This is a genomic window from Paenibacillus rhizoplanae (assembly GCF_042684125.1).
GTDB lineage: Bacteria > Bacillota > Bacilli > Paenibacillales > Paenibacillaceae > Paenibacillus_AQ > Paenibacillus_AQ rhizoplanae.
On record NZ_JBHUKY010000025.1, the window covers coordinates 47,493 to 70,464 of the forward strand.

At 51.9% G+C, this 22,972-nt stretch carries 7 protein-coding genes; all 7 read left to right on the forward strand.

All coding sequences use genetic code 11. From position 1 onward, the window contains the following. The first annotated feature begins 9 nt into the window (after positions 1–9). From ACFSX3_RS15610 to ACFSX3_RS15640, 7 genes are read left to right on the forward strand one after another with little or no spacing between them, the layout of a single operon-like run. Positions 10–7,563 carry an amino acid adenylation domain-containing protein gene (locus tag ACFSX3_RS15610; protein ID WP_209993105.1) on the forward strand — a complete coding sequence of 2,518 codons (7,554 nt, stop codon included), beginning with the start codon at positions 10–12 and terminating at the stop codon, positions 7,561–7,563. After that, positions 7,560–12,479: a condensation domain-containing protein gene (locus ACFSX3_RS15615; protein ID WP_209993107.1), complete on the forward strand. Its 4,920-nt coding sequence runs from the start codon at positions 7,560–7,562 to the stop codon at positions 12,477–12,479. Before ACFSX3_RS15610 ends, ACFSX3_RS15615 begins: the two co-directional genes overlap by 4 nt. Before the next feature lie 3 nt (positions 12,480–12,482). Continuing rightward, the gene (locus ACFSX3_RS15620) at positions 12,483–13,661 is read left to right on the forward strand and encodes a pyridoxal phosphate-dependent aminotransferase (RefSeq protein ID WP_339218636.1); all 1,179 of its coding nucleotides are present in this window, start codon (positions 12,483–12,485) and stop codon (positions 13,659–13,661) included. Further along, positions 13,658–15,241 (forward strand): B12-binding domain-containing radical SAM protein, encoded by a 1,584-nt coding sequence (locus ACFSX3_RS15625; RefSeq protein ID WP_209993109.1) that lies wholly within the window; start codon positions 13,658–13,660, stop codon positions 15,239–15,241. The genes ACFSX3_RS15620 and ACFSX3_RS15625 overlap by 4 nt, the downstream gene beginning before the upstream one ends. 9 nt (positions 15,242–15,250) lie before the next feature. Further along, positions 15,251–17,290 carry a non-ribosomal peptide synthetase gene (locus tag ACFSX3_RS15630; RefSeq protein ID WP_379313012.1) on the forward strand — a complete coding sequence of 680 codons (2,040 nt, stop codon included), beginning with the start codon at positions 15,251–15,253 and terminating at the stop codon, positions 17,288–17,290. Beyond that, positions 17,287–21,312, forward strand: a complete 4,026-nt coding sequence (locus ACFSX3_RS15635; RefSeq protein WP_379313014.1) for a type I polyketide synthase — start codon at positions 17,287–17,289, stop codon at positions 21,310–21,312. The genes ACFSX3_RS15630 and ACFSX3_RS15635 overlap by 4 nt, the downstream gene beginning before the upstream one ends. A 27-nt stretch (positions 21,313–21,339) precedes the next feature. After that, on the forward strand, positions 21,340–22,971 hold the full coding sequence (locus tag ACFSX3_RS15640) for a carbamoyltransferase N-terminal domain-containing protein (RefSeq protein ID WP_209993113.1): 1,632 nt from the start codon (positions 21,340–21,342) through the stop codon (positions 22,969–22,971). The last annotated feature ends 1 nt before the right edge of the window (position 22,972 follow it).

Here is a 22,972-nt window from a genome sequence, read left to right on the forward strand (position 1 = left end):
GGGCTGTGAATGGTGCATGATGTTGATTTGAAGAGCAAGATCATTGATGAATATTGGATGAAGAAGCTGTCACCGCAGCTCCCCAAGGAGATGCTTCCGGCACAAAATACTTCAGCAGAGAGCTCTGTAGAAGGTACAGAATGCTGGGAAGCGGTAATACCCGTGACAATCCTGAGGCAACTGGAGCAGGTGTCCGGCGGATCAGAACTGGCCAGGCTTATTGTACTGCTGACTGCTGTTTCGGGCCTACTGTGCCGTTACAACGAGCATGGAGAGTCGCTCATCGGTACAACCACATTAAGGCAGTCCGGACAAGAGGGCGGTCAAGTGCTCTATCTAAGAAATCGCGTGGAGCAGGGCCAGCCCTGGAAGACTCTGCTGGAAGCCATGCATGCCGAACTCTCGCGTTCGTTCAATCATCGAGGGCTCCCGCTGGAGCAGGTTAAGGAGAGACTGCTTACATTACCGGGCTTCCGTACCGAGGTGCTGCAGCAAATCGCCGTTGTTGATGAAGGACTCCAGACCTCTCCGGATGGGCTCATGCTTTTCCCGCTGGTGGTAAAGTGGAAGTGTAGTGATTCCACACAAGGGCAAATACTGCAGTTTATCTTCGATCCGAACTTGTACGATGCTGCTATTATTCGTTCGTTTGCCGCCAACCTGGTCCATGTGCTGGGAGCTTTGACGATGAAGCCTCTTGCATCTCTGGATGCCGGCGAATGCCCTATGCTTGCATCCACCGAATGTGAGATTCTCTTAACAACGTTAAATAACACTTTTCACACGGAGAACAGTGTTCGGTTATTGCACCAATTCCTGGAGGAGCAAGCCGCAAGAATGCCGGATCAGACAGCGCTGGTCCAGGAAGACCGGAAGGTGACTTACCGCGAACTTAACCGGAGAGCCAACGGACTGGCTGGAATACTGAGGGAATATGGTGTAAGACCTGAGCAGATTGTGGGGATTGTGGTGCGGCAATCCATTGAGATGATTATCGCCATTAACGCTGTGTTGAAGGCAGGGGGTGCCTATTGTCCGCTTGATCCGGAACTCCCGCAGGAAAGGCTGCAGCAGATGATGGAAGACAGCGGTATAGAGTTTGTGCTGACGATTGGAGCACAGCCTGAGCTAGCTGGCCCCTGGAGGATAATTGACATTACCATTCCCTTCGTTACCGGCTGCGAGGCGGATAATCTGCCGACGTTAGCGGCACCGCATCATTTGGCTTATGTGCTGTACACCTCCGGCTCAACCGGCCGCCCGAAGGGAGTCATGATTGAACACCGGAGCATCGTTAATCAAATAGCAGGCTTAATGCTGCATTATTCGTTTGACGCTTCACTGCGTCATGTACTTCTGGCCCCTTATACATTCGATCCTTCGGTACAACAGGTGTTCCTTCCTTTGGCGACTGGCGGTACGTTATATCTTATTCCCAGAACCCAAATCACTGATCCGGATTGCTTCTGGGATCTGGTATGTGAAGAGAAGATCAATGTCATTAATACTGTTCCTTCCCTGATGGAAGTGCTGATGGAGCAGACAGACGGGCTTCCGCATCAGCTTGATTATGTAATTATGGCCGGTGAATCTTTTACGCATGAATTAGCCTGCAGACTGAAGCAGCGTTTCGATATCCGTTTCCTGTTCAATATTTACGGACCTACTGAAGCGACGATCAATACCACTCTGTATGAATGGCATTCGGGCAGCAATCATGGCACTGTACCTATCGGCAAACCCTTGACCAATTATCAGGTGTATGTATTGGATGCCGAGCAGCGGTTGCTTCCCTACGGGGCTTCAGGTGAGCTGTATATCGGCGGAGCCGGCTTAGCCCGCGGCTATATTAACCGCCCGGAGCTGACCAGTAAGGCATTCATCGCTCATCCGTTCACGCCGGGAGCACGATTATACCGTACAGGGGATATAGTGAGATGGTTGCCTGACGGTCACTTACAGTTTATCAGACGAATTGATCACCAGGTCAAAATCAACGGGATGCGGGTCGAGCTGGGCGAGATTGAGAGTGTACTGCGGGAATATCCGGGAATTAAAGAAGTAGCGCTGGTCCATGGCGTTTCCTCTAATTCAACGGAATTAGCGGCCTTTTACACCCGATTCTCTGCGAATGACAAATCGGCTGCAGACATTACGCAAGAGAGCCTGACTGCGCATCTCCGGCGTTTTGTACCCGAGTACATGGTTCCTGTTCATTTCGTTGAATTGGCAAGGATGCCTATGACAGTGAACGGAAAAACGGACAAAAGTGCGCTTAAGGTGCCGCGGCGGATGAACGGATTGGCCGGTCCGCGAAATGCAGTTGAAGAAAAGCTGATAGAGATTTGGCGAAAGCTGCTGGGCGGCGGGGAATTGGGCATACACAGCAGCTTCTTTGAATCCGGCGGTAACTCGCTGTCCGTAGTCCGGCTGCAGAGCCGGATTAACCAGGCCTTTGATGTGAAGTTGACCATCTCCCAATTGTTCACGCACCATACGATTGCATGCCAGGCGGAAGTGCTGCAGTCTTCTGGTAGGGAGAAGGTAAATGTAGAAAGGGAAGGTCTAAGGGCTGTACAAGTGCAGAATTCAGAGCGGGTTGCGGACAGTAACGGAAGCCGATTAAGTGGAAATAATGATATTGCGGTAATCGGAATAGCGTGCCGCTTTCCCCATGCCGCTTCCCAGGAGGAATTCTGGGATAATCTTTGTCGGGGCGTAGATTCGGTGGGTGTGATTCCGCAGCAGCGTCTACAGGATATTCTTCCGGGCATTGCTGTTTCAGATGAGTATGGGGCCAGCTTTCCAAGAGGTGCTTATCTGGAGAGGATCGACACCTTCGATCCGCAATTTTTTCAAATATCGCCGAACGAGGCAGCCATGATGGACCCGCAACAGCGTCTGTTCCTGCAGGTGGTCTGGGAGGCCTTTCAGGATGCGGGCTATGGGGAGAAGGAGGTGTTCGGCTCGCGGACCGGGGTTTTTGCCGGGACGGGCAAGCCGAAATATCTCGAGCTTATGGAGCAAATCGAACCGTCAGCTATTCCGGGGAATCTGCAGGCTGCCATCGCCGGGAGAATTGCATATACCTTTAATTTAACGGGACCGGCCGAAGTGATTGATACCGCTTGCTCTTCCTCACTCGTTGCCGTGCACCACGCCGTTCAGGAACTGCTTCTGGGCGGCTGCGATATGGCCATTGCCGGGGGAGTTAATCTTTATTTGTCGATGGTGGATCAGAATATCTACGAAATGGGAATAGCCTCTCCTGATGGGCGCGCTAAGACCTTTGACCATTCTGCCAATGGGACCGGTGGTGGAGAGGGGGGAGGCGCTGTACTGCTGAAGCCACTCCAGCAGGCTGTAGCCGATGGGGACCACATTTATGCTGTCATCAAGGCAAGCGCGGTGAATTCGGACGGTAGGTCTGGCGGAATTACCGCACCGAATGCTGCAGCCCAATCACTTGTCATTGAGGAAGCCTGGAGGAGGGCAGAACTGGACCCGGAGACCGTTACGTACATTGAGGCGCATGGTACGGGAACAAGGCTTGGGGATCCTGTTGAAGTGGAGGGCATCGCGTCCGCATTTCGTAAGTATACGGAGCGCAGGCAATTTTGTGCAGTGGGGTCGGTCAAGACCAATATCGGCCATTTGGACGCAGCGGCAGGCATTGCCGGCTTCATCAAAGCGGCGCTTGCTGTCTTCCATGGTTACATCCCGGCGTCACTCCACTTCACTCTGCCTAATCCGCATATCGATTTTTCGGATATGCCGGTATATGTGGCGGATTCAGGCGAGGAATGGCGTCCAGAATGCGGAGTCCGCAGAGCGGGTGTCAGTTCCTTCGGACTGAGTGGAACCAACTGCCATGCCATTCTGGAAGACTACTTTATTAGGCCTGAGCCGTTTCCAGCTGAAGACGTGCAATTATTTACTTTGTCTGCCTGGTCTGCGCAAGCGCTTCTGAGATATGTGGATCGTTTCCTGCAGTTTCTTCCGGTTACCGCAGCTTCTCTGGCGGACATCTGTTACTGCTCCAGCCTGAGCCGCTCAGCTTATACCCATCGGTTAGCGGTAACTGTGAATTCTGTTCAGGACCTGCAGCGTAAGCTTGTTATCTTTAGAACCGCGTATCTGCAGGATGAATATGCGTTGGGCACCGGGGAAAGAGATCAAATCTCTTGGAATCAACTGTCCAAAACGGATATGGAGAGTGCTCAGGCTGAATTGAAGCCGAATGCATCTCTATGGGAGGTTGCAGCAGCTTATCTGCAAGGTGTAGCAATTGACTGGAGGAGCTGTTATCGCGGGCAAGCCCGCAGACGCGTGCCGCTGCCTGCGTATCCCTTTGAGCAGAAACGATGCTGGACGGCTCCGGCCAAAGTACTGCTGGAGGCACCAGCTCCGGTAACGCCTGAGTATGCGGCAGATGTGGTTAAGGCTTCGGATTTCTTGCACATTCCCGGGGCGGTATTCGGGATGGGTAGACAATTGCTAGCGGAAGGCAGCTTTGGCTGGGAACCGGAATATAAAGCGAATCTGGATCATTTTGCGGTTCAACTCATTCTGCAATTTTTTCGCAGCTACGGATTGTTTAACGACCAAAATGTCTATTCCGGGCAGGAAATTATGCATAAGACGAGAATTGCCCCTCCCTATCAGCGGCTGGTCAGCTATATGCTGTCCTTTCTGAATCAGAAGGGATGTTTACATTCCGAGGGGGATATTCATTCTTTAACCGGTGTATATTCCAGCCTGGATGTGAAGGATTTATGTGCGGAATATTGCCGGCAATATCCGGAGCTTGCAGGCAGCTTCCAGATTCTGAAGCATTGTTTCCAGGCGTATCCAGATGTTCTATCGGGCAAACGTTCTCCGCTGAGCGTACTTTTTCCGGATGGAACCTCTCATTTTCTGCAGTCATTTGCCAATCGGAGGCGGACTTTGGGGGATCTGCATGAAATTCTGGCAATGGATGCTTTGCAGCAGCATATCACTGTGTTAGCCCAGCTTCACCGGCCCGTCCGGATTCTGGAAGTGGGAGGGGGATCGGGGACCATCGGCAAAGCGATTTTCTCCGGACTAGCCGGTCTGCAAGTTGAATATTGTTTTACGGATATAGGGCGGTCGATTGTTCTGGAGGCCAGTAAACAATTCAAGGAGTATCCATTTGTGCAGTACCAGGTTTTTAACATTGAGGAAGATCCGTTGATACAAGGATTCAAGCCCGGCCAATTCGATATCATTGTTGGACTAAATGTGATCCATGCCACTCGAAATTTAAGATGTGCTTTATCGCAACTGAAGAAAATTATAGCGGCGGGCGGGGTATTGTATCTCATTGAAAAAGTATTGAGCGAGCCCGGTGAGAACTTGGTTTGGGGTCTAACCGAGGGCTGGTGGCACTTTGAAGATACGGATATACGGCAAGCTACCCCCTTGCTGTCCGCCCCGGCCTGGGAGAAACTTCTGCATGAGGAACAGTTTGCGGATGTCCGTAGCTATTCCCTAGAACTAGCGGGGACTTCAGATACGGAAAGCGGCACGGCCCTTATTATCGGTTCGATGGGCAAAACCTTAGCCCTGCCGCCTGAAGAACTGATGTATGAGGTGCGCTGGCTTCCCAAAAAACCGGATGCGGAGCCGGTCAGCCAGCCCGGGGGCGTCTGGCTGATCTTCCGGGATGAGCTGGGGATCGGGGAGCACTTGTCCGGGCAGCTTATGCGGCTAGGCTGCAGCATTATAACTGTAGACAAGGGAAGTGAATTCAACTTCCGTCACAGCAACCGGTTTACAATAGATGCCGGAGAAGAGGTCCATTATATCCGTCTAATGAACATTCTGGCTGAACAGGGGCGGCAGATTTCCGGAGTGATACACCTTTGGGCGTGCACAGCCTGTGCGGAAGTGCCCGTCAGCGGTACGGCAGATCTGTTGCTGCAAGCAGGACTCTACAGTGTCACATACCTGACAAGAGCTATGTTGAACTTCGGAACTCATGACGAGGCAGATATCCGGGTCGTGACCGACCATGCTGTGATGCTCGCCGGAGACCAAGCCGTCTCTCCCGGGAAGTCGTCGATACTGGGACTTGTCAAGGTCATTTCCCAGGAGCATCCTAAGCTGCGCTGCTATGCGCTTGATGTGGATACCGGCGCTTACTCCGCTGAAGAAGTGTCTGCTTTGATTATGAAGGAACTGGCGGAGAACAAGAATGACGGTCTGGTCGCTTTCCGCCAGGAGCGATTGGTTCAGGAGTTAGCCCGGTTCAATCCGAAGAATTATCCCCGGCAGGAATTCAGGGTCCGTGAGGACGGAATCTATATTGTTACCGGAGGATTGGGCAGGCTGGGAATGGAGATCTGCAGGTATTTATCCCGGGAGAAGCCTGTCAAGCTGGTCATTATCAGCCGCTCCGTATTGCCTGACAAGCTTCGCTGGAGACAGTGTCTGGAGCACCCGGCAGAAGGTATACATCCTTCGGATATGCATAAACTGGCGTCGCTTCTGGAACTGGAGGATAACACCGGATCGGAGATTCACTATTTTGCCGGAGATGTTGCTGATGAGCAGCGCATGCGCGAGATTATGGCGCAAGTACGGAGAATAGCGGGCAGCGTTCATGGGGTGATCCATTGCGCGGCTGCACCGGGTGCCTGCAGTCAACCGCTGAAAATCCAGACCCAAGAGAAATTCCGGCAAGTTCTGCGGCCCAAGATACAGGGAACGCTGGTGCTTGACAGTCTGCTGGCTCAAGATCCACTGGATTTCTTTGTAGTCTACTCCTCGGTCGCCTCCCTCTGGGGCGGGGTCGGAGGAGCCGATTATGCTGCCGCCAATGCCTTCTTGGATGCCTTCAGTGCCAGCCGAAATGCACGTGGAAAGAATACGCTGGCTGTGAATTGGTATGCATGGGAGGGACTGACCGACCCCGGATGCATGGGATATATGCCTCCCGGAGATGCCTTGGCCGCTCTCCGCATTGGACTATCCAGCCGGATGGATCAAGTGGTTATCGGCAAGTTCGACCCGCATGTGCTGGCCGAGTGGGCTCCAATGATGAAGATCCGGCTAGCACCTGATGTGATTCGCGGAACTTCCTCGGGCATTCGCCCAGTTAAGGCTGAGCCCCTTCCGGGAATTGCTGCGGAAAGCTTGAAGGAGGTGCTCTTGACCGGTAGGAGTGATGGAGAATTTACAGTGCTTGAAAAGCAGATTTCACTGATTTGGGCACAGGTGCTGGGTTACGAGGAGTTTGACGTTAACGATAACTTTTTTGATATCGGTGGTGACTCTCTGCTGATCCTCAAGGTCTTGAGCCTGGTCAATGCGCAGGTAGATGCAGAGGTTGAAGCCGGTGACTTATTCTCCTACGGTACTATTGCCAGGCTGGCGCAATTTATCGGAGATAAGCGAGCCGTACCGCAGGCTGCGCCGGAACAACCATCTTGGGCAGGATCAACGGCCCCTGAGGATGATGCCTTGCGCCGGCTGATAAAGAGCGTCAAGAATGATGGCATCTCTGTCGGTGAGGCCATGAAAGGATTTGAGGAGCTATGAGCAATTCGTTTGTAGAATCCATCTTGCAGCTTGTTGCCATTGATGCAATCTCGGAAGACAATGCTTATTCGTTGATCAAGGCGCACCAGTCGGTTACAGGTGATCAATCAAAAGACATTGCCATTATCGGCATCTCCTGCCGGTTCCCCCAAGCCGGCAATAAAGAGGAGTTCTGGCACAATGTGGCCAGCGGTATGAACAGCATCCGGCCATTCCCGTCCGCCCGTATGGAGAGCATCCGTCCCTTCCTGGGTGAAGATGATTCCGGCGGCCCTTATTATCAAGCCGGTTATTTGGACGAGATTGATTTTTTCGATGCGGAATTCTTCAATATTCTTCCCGGGGAAGCCCAATATATGGACCCGCAGCAGCGGATTTTTATGGAGACGGGCTATGAGGCTATTGAGGATGCGGGTTATGGCGGGGAACGTATCCGCAATGCCGATACTGGTGTGTATGTGGGCTTCAGCGAAGCCAGATATAAGGATATGGTATCCGAGGATGTCCCCGCAGCATTTGTGGGCAACTTCCCGCCAGTGGTGGCAAGCAGACTATCCTATGCCTTGAACCTGTCGGGTCCGGCAGTAAGTATAGCGACAGCCTGTTCTTCCTCACTGGTTGCTCTGCATCTGGCATGTGAAGGATTGCATGCTGGAGACTGTTCAATGGCGCTGGTTGGGGGGGTAGCCATCGGACCGCTGCCGGCTAAGCTGGAGAACGGGAGCGGCTTGGGAATTACGTCCATTGAGGGCAAGTCCCGCAGCTTTGATGCAAGTGCAAATGGTACGGCCTGGGGCGAAGGCTGTGGCGCGGTGCTGATCAAGCCGCTGAAGCAGGCGGAAGCAGACGGGGATTATGTCTATGCAGTTATCAAGGGGAGTGCGATCAACCAAGATGGAACCTCCAACGGTATGGCGTCGCCCAATGCTTTAGCCCAAGAGGAGGTGCTGGTCAAAGCATGGAACCGCGCGGGGATTGATCCGCTGACCATCAGCTATATCGAAGCCCATGGGACCGGCACCAAGATCGGAGATCCCATAGAAATTAAGGGTCTGACCAATGCATTCCGGAAGTTCTCGCTGAATAATCACTTTTGCGGGGTTGGCTCCGTCAAGAGCAATATCGGTCATTTGGATTCGGCTTCTGGCATAGCTGGATTAATTAAGACGGTAATGGCCATGCAAAAGAGGCTGTTGCCGCCATCCATCCACTTTGTTGAACCCAATCCGCTGATGAGTCTGCAGCGGTCCCCGGTCTATATCAATACCCGGCTGAAGGAATGGAGTTCTCCAAACGGCCAGCCGCTGCGGGCGGGGGTGAGCTCATTTGGGCTCAGCGGAACGAATTGTCATGTTGTGCTGGAAGAGTTCCAGCCTCGTCAAACCGGTAGACGGCCGCTGCTGCTGCGGCCTGTATACATCTTTCCACTCTCTGCACGCAACGAAGCTTCTTTACGGAGACTCATCGGTAAATATATTGAATTTATCAGCGACTGTGCAGAACCCGCAAATCTGGAGGAAATCTGTGCAGTGTTAAGTACTGGCCGTGAGCATCATGCTTGCCGGCTGGCAATTCTGGCAGCAGATCCCGGGAAGCTGCTGGGCAAGCTCCGCCAGGCTTATTGTGCCTTCGGCTCCAAGGATTGGCTGGATCTGCGTCAAGAGGGGGTGTATTCATCGCTCTGTCCGCCGGGAAATCCGCTGCGGACGGCTGATAGCGGAGATGAGTGTGCTGCGGTTGCCCGGGCCTATGCGGAGGGAGGGAGTATCCAATGGATGGAATTTTATCCGCAGGCCCAATATGCCAAACGGCCCCTGCCTACCTATGCGTGGGAACGCACAAGGCACTGGGTCGAAGCACCAACCCGGCGTCCCGGCCGCCATATACAAGAGAATCTACGGGTAACAACCGAAGTTCGACTCTTCGACGGCGGAGGCTTCCCTCCTACGGAGGAAGAATACCGTATGGCCCAGCTGTGGGGCAAGGTGCTCGGGCTGGAACGGCTGGATGTAACGGACGATTTTTTTCAGCTTGGCGGAGATTCGTTGTTGGCCACAGATTTGATTAATCGTATCAGGGGGGAGTTCGGTGCCGTGGTGAACATGGCTCAGTTCTTTCAATTCCCCAGCATTCGCGGGCTGGCTGGTTTGCTCACGGCTACACCGGAGGAAGACGCCCCCGCTTCCGGACCCGCGCGGGAATACTACCCGCTCTCCCATGCACAGAGAAGACTGTTTGTCCTCAACCAACTGGCAGGACAAAGTCTGAATTACAATATGCCGGGTGCTGCGATCATCACCGGTCCTATAGATGTGCAGCGCTTCAAGGATACATTTGCGCAGCTCATCCGCAGGCATGAATCCTTCCGGACGGTATTTGATGTGACAGAGGATGAGATTGTCCAGTGTATACTGCCTGATGCCGATTTTAGGGTCCAATATGACGCGGAGCCGGCAACGGTTAGGCCGGAGGATATCTTGAGGAATTTCATTCAGCCTTTTCAGCTTGAAGAGGCTCCCTTGCTGAGAGTGGGATTATTCAGGCTTAGGCCGCAGGAAGGAGGCCGTGAGCTTCACCTGTTCCTGTTCGATATGCATCATATTATCTCCGACGGGGTATCCATGGAGATTCTGATGAAGGAATTCTCAGCGCTATACTTGGGTCACTCTCTGCCCGCTTTGCAGAGTCAGTATAAAGATTATGTTCTCTGGCAATCCGCGCAAATGCACAGTGATGATATGCGGCTTCAGGAAGCCTATTGGAGGCGCATGTTGGCAGAGGATAACCATGACAAGCTTCCGGTCCTCGATATGCCTCATGACTTCCCCCGTCCTCCGATTATGACATTTGAGGGGGATGTGCACTGCGTTACGATTCCGTCCAGTCAGGTGGACAAGCTGAAGGCTCTGGCGCTGGAGCACGGGGCAACGTTGTACATGATGATGCTTGCCGTCTACAGTTCACTGCTTCACATCTACACAGGACAAGAGGAGGTGGTAATCGGCTCGTTAATGGCCGGGCGCCGTTACCAGGGTTCCGAGCAGATGATCGGTCTATTTACGAATTATTTGCCGCTCCGCTGCTCTCCGGCCGGCAGCCTAAGGTTCAAGGATCTGCTCAAAGCGGTGGTCAGGCAGACGGTTGAAGCTTATGATCACCAGGATTACCCGTTTGAACAAATGGTCGACTTGCTGAAGCAAAAGAGGGATCTTTCCCGCAATCCGATCTTTGATACTATGCTGATACTGCATAATCAGGGAACCCGGAATCAAAGTTTTGAACTGGACTCTATTAAGATTGGAATGATGGATTGGGAGCGTACAGCCTGTACCCTGGATATAAAGCTGGATCTGTTTCAAGGCCCGCAGGGTGAGCTCAATTGTTCTTTTGAATTCTATAAGCGCCTTTTCCACAAAGAGTCGATTGTCCAGTTAGCCGGACACTTCTTGACGCTGGTTGAGCAGATTGTGAACGATCCGGAGCGGAGACTGTCAGAATACCGGATTCTTACTCTTGCGGAAGCTGTAGTTATTGAACGCAAAAGAAAAGTGAAGCATGGGCTATTTGAGCTCCCGCCGCTGGAGAGAGTGAAGACCTCCGGGAAAGGTCCATTATCCCTCCGGCAAAGGATGATCGTTCGTAACAGAGAGGCGATAAACAATGTTGTTGTTCATGTACTGCTCCATGGAGAGGTTCAGCAGGATGCGCTTGCCAGGGCACTGGAGATATTTCACCGGAAGACTCCAGGTGCCAGAATCGTACTGCAAGAAGACGAAAGGGGACATAGACAGGCTGTTCTGGAGTCAAGTTCCCCAGGACTTGCAATATCGCCTATACCCGGTGACAGTAACGTAGACCAGCTCATTTCGGTCCTGCTCCTGGAGGAAATCCGCCACCGCTTTGATTTGTCCAGCGGGCCGCTGTACCGGGTCACTATGCTCCAGGACAGTAAGGAGCTGAACCATGTCATCTTAACGGTTCACCCATTCATTGCAGAATGCCTGGCTGTAAGCAGAATGCTTAGTGACATCCTTCACATCTACCGTGAACCGACGGATGTGCTGAATGCTAATCTGCCGGTGAAGCTGCAGGAAGGGGATACGACGTGCGATACAGAGATTCAGGAAACGGCGTATGCCTTGAGCTTTGCAAGCTGGCAGCAGAGTCTGCTGCACGAAGGTTATCTGGAGCCGCAGCGGCCCTATTGGACAAGAGCACTGAGGCATCCCCTGCCGCGGTTTGAATTCAGGCTGAAGCGCGGAGGGAAAGAGCAGACCGGTACCAGATTATCATGGTCCCATACCGGCATTATCCTGCCTCCCAAGACGCTAGGTCTTCTTCACAGCTATGCTGCTCCTTATGGTGCAGATGTGACAGTGCTGCTGCTATCGTGTTATATCATGCTGCTTCGGCAGCTTACTCAGGCAGAGGACATACTGGTAGGTACCCTGATGAACGGCAGCGCCCAGACTCGTGAGAGCGGATTACCCTTTATCTACCAGACACTGAGTCCGTTGCGGCTGTCTCTGCAACACAGCACCTCATTCGGTGCGCTGCTTGGGCAGGTCAAGCAGGAGGTTGAAGCGGGAAGATCATCCATGCTTTATCCCTATGATCTCCAATGGGTGAACGCCGGGAAGATAGCTGAATCCAAGGAGACCTTGTATCAAGTGCTGTTTGCGGAGGAAGAATGGCCCCTGGCGCCTGAGGGATTGCGTCTTGCCGAATTCCATCAGTATATGCCGGAGGAAGCGCTTCTTAAGCTGGCGGTGGCCAAGAGCGATGAAGGGTTGCAGTGTACATTCTATTGGGATGATTCTCTGCTGGAAGCGGACTATATCCGTTCCATGGCCCAAAGATATCACAAAATAATAGAAACGCTTGCTCAGAGCGTTACTAATCCCAAGGAGGAATAAGCAATGATGGAAATGAGATCGCCGATTGAATTTCATGACAACCGGTTCTTAATGTTTGTGCTTGACCAGATGGCTAATGACTTTGAGCAGGAAGGGATCAATGATGTGATTCGGATGACCTTGGGGAAATCGGAGCTGCCGCTGCATCCTGAGATCATTGGAGCTATGAAGGAAGCGTTGGATACTTTTGAGAAGAGCACGCTGGTATTTCCTGGAGGCCTACCTGAATTAAGAGAAGCGCTGGCTGAGGATTACAAGAATAATTACGATCTTGATATCAAGCCTAGCAATATCGTGATTAATGTGGGAACTAGTGCTTTGTTCCGTAATCTGTTCTATCTTTTGGCCAAGGAGGGTGATGAGGTGCTCCTGCCGCTCCCTTACTATTCTCTCTATCATTTCTGCGCCCAACTGGTTGGGGCCAAGGTACGCTATTACAACATAGATCTCGATACCTTATCGCTGGATATAGACTCATTCCGGGCCAATTTCACGGATAAAACCAAAATCGTGGTCATTAACTCACCTGGAAATCCACTCGGTAACATTCTGACCCCAGAAGAGCTGTATGCCATGGATGAGATCATCGGCGGCAGAGCGGTTGTCATCAATGATGAGATTTACTCTAGTGTGTGCTTTGATCAGCGGAGTACTTCAGTATTGGAACTGAAGGATACTAAGTCAATATTCATCACAACCAATGCGTTCTCCAAAGGATACAGAATGTACAGCCGTCGTGTAGGTTACTGCATCGTTCCGGAGGAGCTGGTGACACCCCTGACGGTTATTCAGCATCATACACTGCTTACGACCGATCCGGTTGTGCAATTTGGCGCACTGGAAGCCTTGCAGCATCCAGAGGAAATTGAGCAGCTGGTCGGGCTGTACCGGGACCGCCGGGATTATACGGTGGAGCAATTCGAACAGGTACCGCTCGTCAGAGCCATTCCAGCGAAGGGCAGCTTCTATTTCACCTTGAACTGCAAGGATTATATGGATGAGCACGGGCTGTCTACCAGCCTGGAGCTGGCAGAGGAAATTATGAAATATAAACATGTAGCCACCGTCCCGGGTTCTGATTTCGGCTTGCCGTATACGCTGCGGCTCTCGTATTCAAGCAGCAGCTACCACGAAGGGATTGACCGGCTGGTAGATTTCTTTACAAATAAAGCGACAGGATGATGAAGCTTCTATTCGTTAATCTGTACCCCTCAGACAGTGAGCGCGGGTATTTATTATCTTCTTATGTTCTCAAAGGCTACCTGGAAGCTTACAGTATGCAGCCGGAGGATCTGGATGTTGAAGTGAGCAATTATTCCACAGATAGCGATGCATCGCTGATGGCCAGCGACATTATCAGAAGCCGGGCCGATGTGGTCGGATTCAGTTGTTATGTATGGAATGTCGAGAAGATTGGCGCGCTGCTGAAGCATCTCAAGCCCAGGACAGATTCTTGTTATGTGCTGGGCGGGCCTGAAATTTCTCTGGATTGGATCGGCAGACGTTCCCGGCAATTCCCTTCGGACTATTATGTTATCGGGCCTGGAGAGAGAATACTCCTGCAGCTTGTCGATTATTTGCGGGGATTTGGAAGCGAGCGGCCAGCCGGTGCGGCCTTCTGGTCCGGCGGAGCTTTGCAATATACGGAACCTCTCCTGGAGAACCAGATTGCCGAGCTTGATGAGATTCCCTCTATCTATCTGAATGAGGTGATTGAGAACGATCTGTATGAAGGGCAAGAGGCGTATCTGGAGACCCAACGCGGCTGCCGGTACCGCTGTAAATATTGCGTATACCACAAGAATCTGGACAAGGTGTATTCTTTTTCACTGAACCGGGTATTCCGCGAGCTCCATCACTTAATTGAAAAGAAGCAGGTTCTCTCTTTGCGTATTTTTGATTCGATCTTTACGAATGACCTGGAAAGAGCGAAGGCCATTATCCGTTATCTGATCCAGATGAAGGAAGATAGGGTCCAGCTGCCCTATCTGCTCTACTGGGAGTTGATGTACAACGGGGTCGATGAAGAATTTTTTCAGCTTACAGCTCAACTGAAATACAGACAGAATATTCTGAATACCTACAAACCGCACTTTGCCGATGTCGCGCAGCATTACTCAAGTCTGCTGGAGGATTACACGGTCATTAATTGCATCGGGCTTCAATCACTTAACAAGGAGTCACTTCGGGCCGTTCACCGGGTAGGAGTGATTCCGAGGAAGCTGGATCAATTCATGAGTCAAGCCCGGCAGTATAACGTTGTGCTTAAGGTGGATCTGATTTTGGGACTGCCGTTTGAAACCTATGAGTCTTACCTGGAGGGTCTTAATACTATATTGCCTTATTTCGAAGCAACGGATCATATCCTGAATATTCACCGTCTGCAAATATTACCCGGCTCGGAGATGGAAGAGGTATGCAGGCGCTATGAAGTGGAGTACTCCATGAGTGCGCCCCATTACGTCCATCAGACTCGGGAGTTCTCAAGGGAGCGGCTCATTTTGGCTTCTGCGCTGACAGCAGTGCTGTTCCGGGTACTGAACTCTACACTGCGGCCTTATCTGTATCGGGCGGTTAAAGCGAGCGGGCTATCCTATACCCAGCTAATTGAGGAATTGTATGCACAAATCCTGCATGCTGAGGAACTGGGTGCGATTGCTATCGTCGGCGGTGAAGTCAATGATATGTACTGGAATGAACAGGTCTTTCAGGATTTGCCGTCCGAATGGTTGATTTCAAGATTTGAAAACTATGTAAAGTAGGGAATGCCTATGGATTTTTTATCATTTGATATTTTATCCGATGACGAGGAACGGATCATTGCGGAACTTAACCAGACCGAAAAAGAGTATCCGGCAGAAGCAACGATTCATGGGGTAATATCAGCCCGGTGTGCGGCTTCTCCGGAGCAGACTGCCATTACCGAGAAGAACGGACTTCTGACTTACAGGGAATTAGAAGAGCAGTCAAACCGGCTGGCCCGGCTGCTGGCTCAAGCAGGCGCAGTCCCCAATTCATTGATCGCCATAGCTGCCGGACGCAGCACGGCCTTGGTCACCTCTGTCCTTGGCATTTTGAAGGCGGGTGCTGCTTATGTACCTATCGATCCTGATTATCCGAAGAAACGCATACGTTATATGCTCCATGACAGTGCCTGCCGCATTCTTGTGACAGAATCCGCCTTCTTGCAGAGCCTGCGGGACGATCTGCCTGAAAGCCTGGAGACCATTATCTGTCTGGATGAAACGGATGATCTTCCGGATGCGCTGACGGTCTTTGGGCCGGAGGATATCGCACAGATGCCAATTGATGGATGGGTAAATGCCAATTCGGAAGATGATCTGGCGTATGTCATTTATACTTCCGGTTCTACTGGGGAGCCGAAGGGCGTTATGATTACGCACCGGGCGGCGATGAACACTTTGTTCTGGCTGCAGGATTCCTTTGCATTGACGGAGCAGGATGTGATTGCCCAAAAGACATCAGCCAGCTTCACGGATTCGGTATGGGAGTTTTTCTGGCCGCTGATGGCGGGTGCGCAGCTTAGCATTATTTCGGCAGAAGCGGTAAAGGACCCGCTGCAGCTCTATGGTCAGCTTAAGGCAGACCGGGTAAGCATTACGCAGTTCGTACCAGCCCAGATGAGCCTGTTCCTCGATGTGGTCAAAGGCGAGCAGGACTCTTCCCTGCCGCATCTGAAGTGGGTATTTAACGGGGGAGAGGCTCTGCCCGTTAACATTGCCCGGGAATGGTACGGTGTATTCGGGCAGGCCCGCATTGCGAATCTTTACGGCATGACCGAGTCGGCAATCTATGCTACGGAATATCTGCTCGACGGGCCGCCGGACGCCGGCATATTAAGCATTCCGCTCGGCAGACCCATCAACAATGCCCATATCTATATTATGGACGTGCAAGGCCGGCATTGCCCCTTCGATGTCAAAGGGGAAATCTGCATTGGAGGTCCGGGAATCGCTGCAGGATATTGGAACAAAGCGGAATTGACGCAGAGAGCGTTTATGAATCATCCCGTTACCGGTGAGAGACTGTATTGCACGGGGGATTTGGGCTTGCTCAGACCGGATGGCATCGTTGAATATTTGGGCAGAAAGGATGACCAGGTTCAAGTACGCGGGTATCGTGTGGAATTAAAGGAAGTGGAGCGTGTGGTCTCCGGATTCCGGCTGATGAAAGAAAATGCGGTGATTTCCAGACCGGATAGCGCGGGATCTAACGAATTGCTGTGCTACTTCACTACCCATGACAAGGGTATTGACGTTGATGAGCTGGCCGAGCATATGCGTGAGCTTTTGCCTAACTATATGATTCCCGCCTATTTTATGGAGCTTAATGAAATGCCGTTAACTCCCAACGGAAAGATCGACCGCAGAAAACTCCCCGATGTGCAAACCAAGATAAACCGGACCAGGGAGTATACCGCTCCAAGAAATGCAACGGAGCAGACTCTAGTAAAGATTTGGGCTGAAATTCTGCGTGCCGGAGAAGAAGAGATTGGAATTCATGACAGCTTCTTGGAGATCGGAGGGAATTCCATCTCCATCGTCAGACTGCACCGCAAGATCAAGCAGACACTTATGATCGAGATTACTGTGGCAGAATTATTTTCTTATCCGACAATTGCATTATGGATGGACCATTATGTTAACCGTGGCAACAGCAAGGATACAGATGGAGATGAGGAGGCACAGTTAACACGCGACCTTATGGACCTTTTGGAACAAGTTGAAGAAGGCACCATTGATGTCGAACACTCTGTCGAAGTATTCGACAAACTCCAGGGGGGATCATGATGAAGCTGGTCAAGAACTATATATTGTCCCAGGTTGCAGCCAGAACCCTGTCTAAATCCGAAGCTTTGCCTCTGTTACAAGAATTGTCCAACCAAGAGGGCAACTCCGCCAGGATGGAGGATATTGCGGTTATCGGCATGGCCTGCCGGCTGCCCCAAGCCGGCGGGCCGGAGGAGTTCTGGAGCAACCTGATTCATGGTGTAGACAGCATTGGCGATTTCCCGGATAGCCGCAAACGGGATGTTGACGCTCCGATCCGGGATTATTTCAAAAACAAGCGCAATGCGCCGGAGATTAAGTATCGCCGCGGGGCTTACTTGAACCGGATTGATCTGTTTGATGCCGAATTTTTTAATATTACACCGGCGGAAGCGCGGTGCATGGACCCGCTGCAGCGTATTTTTCTGGAGGTATCCTGGGAGGCGTTGGAGGATGCGGGATATGCCGAGAAGGAGCTAAACGGCTCCAGAACCGGAGTGTATGTCGGGGATACAGATGCGGACTACCTCAAGCTGATTCAGGAGATGGAGCCCTATGCCTTGCCCGGCAATACCATATCTATTGTTGCCAGCCGGCTTGCCTACATTCTGAATTTGGCCAGCGGAAGCCATCTTATTGACACGGCTTGCTCCGCATCCCTGGCTGCGGTGCATCATGCCATCAAGGGTCTGATTACCGGCGATTGCGAAATGGCGTTGGCCGGCGGGCTGAATCTAACCTTATTTCCGATTGATGAAGGTCTTGCTGATATTGGCATCGCCTCAACCGATTATAAGGCCCGTACCTTTGATGCAGATGCCAACGGAACCGTCTGGGGTGAAGGCTTCTGTACAGTGGTCCTGAAGAAGCTGAAGAATGCCAAGAGAGACAGGGATCACATTTATGCCGTCATTAAAGGCAGCGCGATGAACTCGGATGGCAAATCGAACGGGATTACAGCACCCAGTGCCCGGGCCCAGTCCGAACTGATTCAAGCCGCGTGGCGCAATGCGGGCATTCCACTGGAGACAATGACCTATCTGGAAGCCCACGGTACAGGGACAAGACTCGGGGATCCGATTGAAATGCAAGGAATTACCGGCGCGATCCGCAGCTCAACGGACCATCAGCAATTTTGCGCTCTGGGAGCGGTCAAGACTAATATCGGTCATTTGGATACGGCGGCGGGATTGGCCGGATTCATGAAGACGGTGCTGGCCTTGAAGCATCAAGCCATTCCGGCAACACTGCATTTTCACGATCCCAATCCGCATATTGATTTTATGAATTCTCCGGTGTTTGTCAATACCGAGCTGATGCCCTGGACGACCAGTAATGGAGTGCCGCGAAGAGCTGGGGTTAGTGCCTTTGGCTTGGCCGGGACGAACTGTCATGTGGTGCTGGAAGAATACCAGGGGGATGCGCCCTCCGCCGCGGGTATACCGGAAGGGCCGGAGATAAGTATATTGACCCTGTCGGCCAAGAGCAGGGGGTCGTTCGATGCCTTGCTGGAGCGGTTCATCCTTTACCTTCCAGATACTCCTTATACACTGCGGGACATTTGTATTACCAGCAATACGGGACGCGGGCATTATGCTTATCGACTTGCAGTAGCTGCAGCTTCCTTGGACGAATTGCTTGGTAAGCTGCTGCTGCTGCGGGATACAGCAGACAGTGACCGCGCTTCTCTGAAGAAGGCAGGGATTCATTATGCTTATCTCGAGCAACGGAAGAACAGGTCTTACAATGCGAAGCCTAACACGGATCTAAACAGATTACTGGATGAATATGCCACCGGCAGCGAGATTCAGTGGGAGGATTGGTACGGCAAGCATCAGGGTAGACGAGTGCCGATTCCGGTATATCCGTTCTCGGGGAAACGGCATTGGATCAACTATATTCCGGAGCAAGAGACCGTTTCCGTTCCGCAACAGCCGGCGGTCAGGAATATGGATGATTGCTTCTATTCACTCCAATGGGTGCCCAAGGAGCTGGATGCCGCCAAGGCGGCCGCGTTACCTGCCGGACAAGCCTGGCTGTTGTTCACTGATGATACAGGCGTGGGTGTTTTCTTGTTCGACCAAATGAAGCAGGCGGGCTTGCGGCCTGTTCTTGTGGAAGCGGGTGATTCTTTTACCAAGATGCAGGAGGACTCCTATAAGCTGTGCCCCGAGACTCCCGGGCATTTCGAACAGCTCATTGTGGCGGTAACGGATGGCGGGCACCAGCCGATAGGAGGAGTTGTACACCTATGGACCTGTACGGAAATCCGCAGCGGAATGCGGAATCCGTTAATGCTGCGCGAGAGCCAAATCAGGGGAGCAGAGAGCTTGCTTTATTTATTAAAAGGCTTTAAAGCGCAGAACATCGCCTTTCCGCACGAGATTAGAGCAGTCTCCAATTACGCTCACCTGGTTACCCCGGAGGATGGATACCTTTTTCCTGAGAAGGCGCCTCTGTGGGGATTGATGAAAGTGGTCTCCCAGGAATACATGGAGTGCCGGTGCAGTTGTATGGATGTGGAGACCATCGGCCGCAAAAGTAGTGATGTAGCTCTGGAGATCATGCAGGAGTTGAGACATGTAGAATCAGCAGAAGACTACGGCTCCGCTTGGCGCAACGGTAAACGTTATACCCAGCAGTTGGGCAGGATGAAGGTGCAAAGCCTCCCGGAGAGGGATATCCGCCTGAGAGAAAATGGCGTCTATCTGATTGCCGGCGGAGCGGGGGCTGTAGGACTGGAAACCTGCAGATATCTGGCCGGAAAGACCCGGGCCAGACTAGTTATCGTCAACCGCACGCCATTGCCGAAACGGCAGGAATGGGAACGGCTGGCGGGCTATAGTGCCGATACTCCCGTGTCCAGCCGGATAGCGGAGCTGCTGCGACTGGAGGAACTGGGGGCCGAGGTTCATTATTATGCAGCTGATATTACAGATTTGGCCGCGATGAAGGCGGTTATGGCGGATGTAGAAGCCCGCCTCGGTCCGGTCCACGGTATTATTCATTCAGCCATGCAATTGGAGCACGAACGTCTGGAGCAACTGGATATATTCGGATTCAGGCGTGCGGCGGATACCAAAGTCATCGGCGCGTGGGTGCTGCAGGAATTGGCTGAAGAGCAGAACGCGGATTTTGTTCTGCTGTATTCTTCGGCAGCCTCCATTCTGGGCGGGGTGGGTCTTGGAGGATATGCCGCTGGTAATGCCTTTATGGACCAATTCGCTCATTATCACAGCCGCCGGGGTGCGGAGATGTTGTCCATTAACTGGTCGTTTCTGGAGATGGGGGCGACCGCTGGTGAGCTTGCCGCAGATCGGAGCTTGTCGCTGCCGGTATCAGCCGGGGATTTCGCGCTTATTCTCGATAGACTGTTTCAGTATCGGACAAGTCAGGCTCTCATAGCCAGGATTCGGGGGGATGAGCTTAAGACGGCGATGAAGCTGTTGAAGGTGCATTTCGCTCCGGAATTGATCTCGGTGCTGACGCAGCCGACAGAACTTACCGGTTCTGCAAGCCCGGAGGCATATCAGCAAACGATTCATGCCTATCAGGAGCTGAAGCGATGGCTTCAACAAAATGACGCCATTCAGGATATAATTCAGCGGGATGTGGAGCTGGGGTCGCGATTTGTATCCTTTGAGGAGCATTTGTACTCGGCCCTTCAGTCTGATACGCCTGCACAGTTGGCTCAGAAGCTTACAGGCCGGACCTTTGCTGTCAAGCTTAAGGATGGTGAAGATGATAACTATTTAGAGATGGAGCGGCGTCTGGGTCAAATCTGGGGCGAGGTACTGGGTCTTGAGGAAATCGGCGTTCACACGGATTTCTTCGAGAATGGAGATTCGCTCATGCTAATGAGCGTGATCAGCCGGATTAAAGACGATCTGTCAATTGACATCCCAATCCAGATCTTTTACCAGGAGCCTACGGTATCCGGATTGAGCCAATGGCTTCTGCATTCTGAAGAACTGGAAGCAGACGACTCCGATGATATTCCTGTGTTGCCGCGTTTTTATGGGGACCTTAAGGACCCCGGCTAATTTGTCCGATCCAGTGGGGGGTTACCAATGCTATTTTGCGGATTGAAATTAACGCATGACGGCAGTGTCGCTGTCATTCAGGATGATACACTGCTGTTCAGCTATGAGGTTGAGAAATTTAACAATAACAAAAGGTACAGTGAAATTCCTGATCTGACCTTCGTGGAAGAAGCGCTTGCACTTAACGGATATACCGCTGAGGATGTTGAACATTATACCATTGACGGCTGGGCGGGGTTAAAGACCGGTGAAGTCATCACCCGCTGCCAAGGAGAAGACTTGACACTTATGGTTGCCCCCTACCGGGAGGCAACTTTATCCGCTAACTCGCTGTTCCCATATCCGGGGAAGGGACTGAAGCTGGGTGGTAAGGAAAGGGCATATACGAGTTATTTGCATTCCACCACTCATCTGTTAAGTACGTATTGTGCAAGTCCATTTGCGCTTCGCGGAGAAGATGCTTACTTGCTGGTTTATGATGGGGGAATGTATCCGCGGCTGTACTACTTTAATTATAAACAAGGAATGATGGAGAATCTGGGCCCTATTTTTATGCTGATCGGGAATATCTATTCACTCTTTGCCCTGCACTTTGAGCCATTCTTTCAGAAAGACCTTGGGCCGCGGGTGGATGATCTATCTGTTGCTGGCAAAGTAATGGCCTATATTGCTACCGGGAATGTAAAGGAAGAATTAATGGGATGTTTTGAGCGGATATACCGTGAGCATTTCTCGCCGTCGATGGAGTTCAACTGGGTCTTCTCACGGGAAATCAAACGTTTCGTAGACGAACATCACATTTCTCACGCTGATGCCCTGGCCTCTTTCCATCTGTATATGGAACGCTTACTAGTAGATTCGATTAATGCGGCCGTTCGCAAACACGGGAACAGAAGTCGCAATTTCTGCTTTATCGGCGGCTGTTCTCTGAATATTAAGTGGAACAGTGCGATCAGAAGCAGCGGTATTTTCGATGAGGTGTTTATCTCTCCGTTCACTAACGATACGGGCAGCGCTATCGGTGCGGCTTGTTGTGAGATGTATCGGCAGACGGGAAATTTACATTTGAAGTGGTCGGTATACAGCGGGCCGTCTGCTGTGCACAATGACCCTCCGGAAGGCTGGTCGCAGAAGGCATTCTCCATACAAGAGCTGGCCCGGCTGCTGCATGAAACCAATGAACCGGTTGTCGTTCTGAATGGAAGAGCGGAGCTTGGTCCGCGGGCACTCGGTAACCGTAGTATATTGGCGACTGCCATTCAGCCGGATATGAAAGACCGCCTAAATGTCATCAAGCAGCGGGAGCTCTACCGGCCGGTATCTCCCATATGTATAGAGGAACGGGCACCGCTGATCTTTGAACCTGGAACGCGCGATCCTTATATGCTGTTTGACCATATCCTCCGGGAGCCGTGGTCGGAGCTGATTCCGGCGATTCGTCATCTGGACGGAAGTGCGAGGCTGCAGACCGTGAGCAAGGACGATAATCCGGTGATCTATGACCTGCTGTGCGAATATGAGAAACTGAGCAGAATTCCAGTCCTTTGCAATACCAGTGCCAATCTGCTCGGCAGCGGTTTTTTTCCAGATGTACGTTCGGCTACGGAATGGAATGGCACTGGCTATGTCTGGTGCGATGGTAATTTGTACTACAAATAAC

Excerpts from the sequence above, each read along its gene's own strand:
- ACFSX3_RS15625 (WP_209993109.1), top strand. The coding sequence starts at position 13,658 with ATGATGAAGCTTCTATTCGTTAATCTGTACCCCTCAGACAGTGAGCGC.
- ACFSX3_RS15635 (WP_379313014.1), top strand. The coding sequence starts at position 17,287 with ATGATGAAGCTGGTCAAGAACTATATATTGTCCCAGGTTGCAGCCAGA.
- ACFSX3_RS15630 (WP_379313012.1), top strand. The coding sequence starts at position 15,251 with ATGGATTTTTTATCATTTGATATTTTATCCGATGACGAGGAACGGATC.
- ACFSX3_RS15640 (WP_209993113.1), top strand. The coding sequence starts at position 21,340 with ATGCTATTTTGCGGATTGAAATTAACGCATGACGGCAGTGTCGCTGTC.
- ACFSX3_RS15610 (WP_209993105.1), top strand. The coding sequence starts at position 10 with ATGGTGCATGATGTTGATTTGAAGAGCAAGATCATTGATGAATATTGG.
- ACFSX3_RS15615 (WP_209993107.1), top strand. The coding sequence starts at position 7,560 with ATGAGCAATTCGTTTGTAGAATCCATCTTGCAGCTTGTTGCCATTGAT.
- ACFSX3_RS15620 (WP_339218636.1), top strand. The coding sequence starts at position 12,483 with ATGATGGAAATGAGATCGCCGATTGAATTTCATGACAACCGGTTCTTA.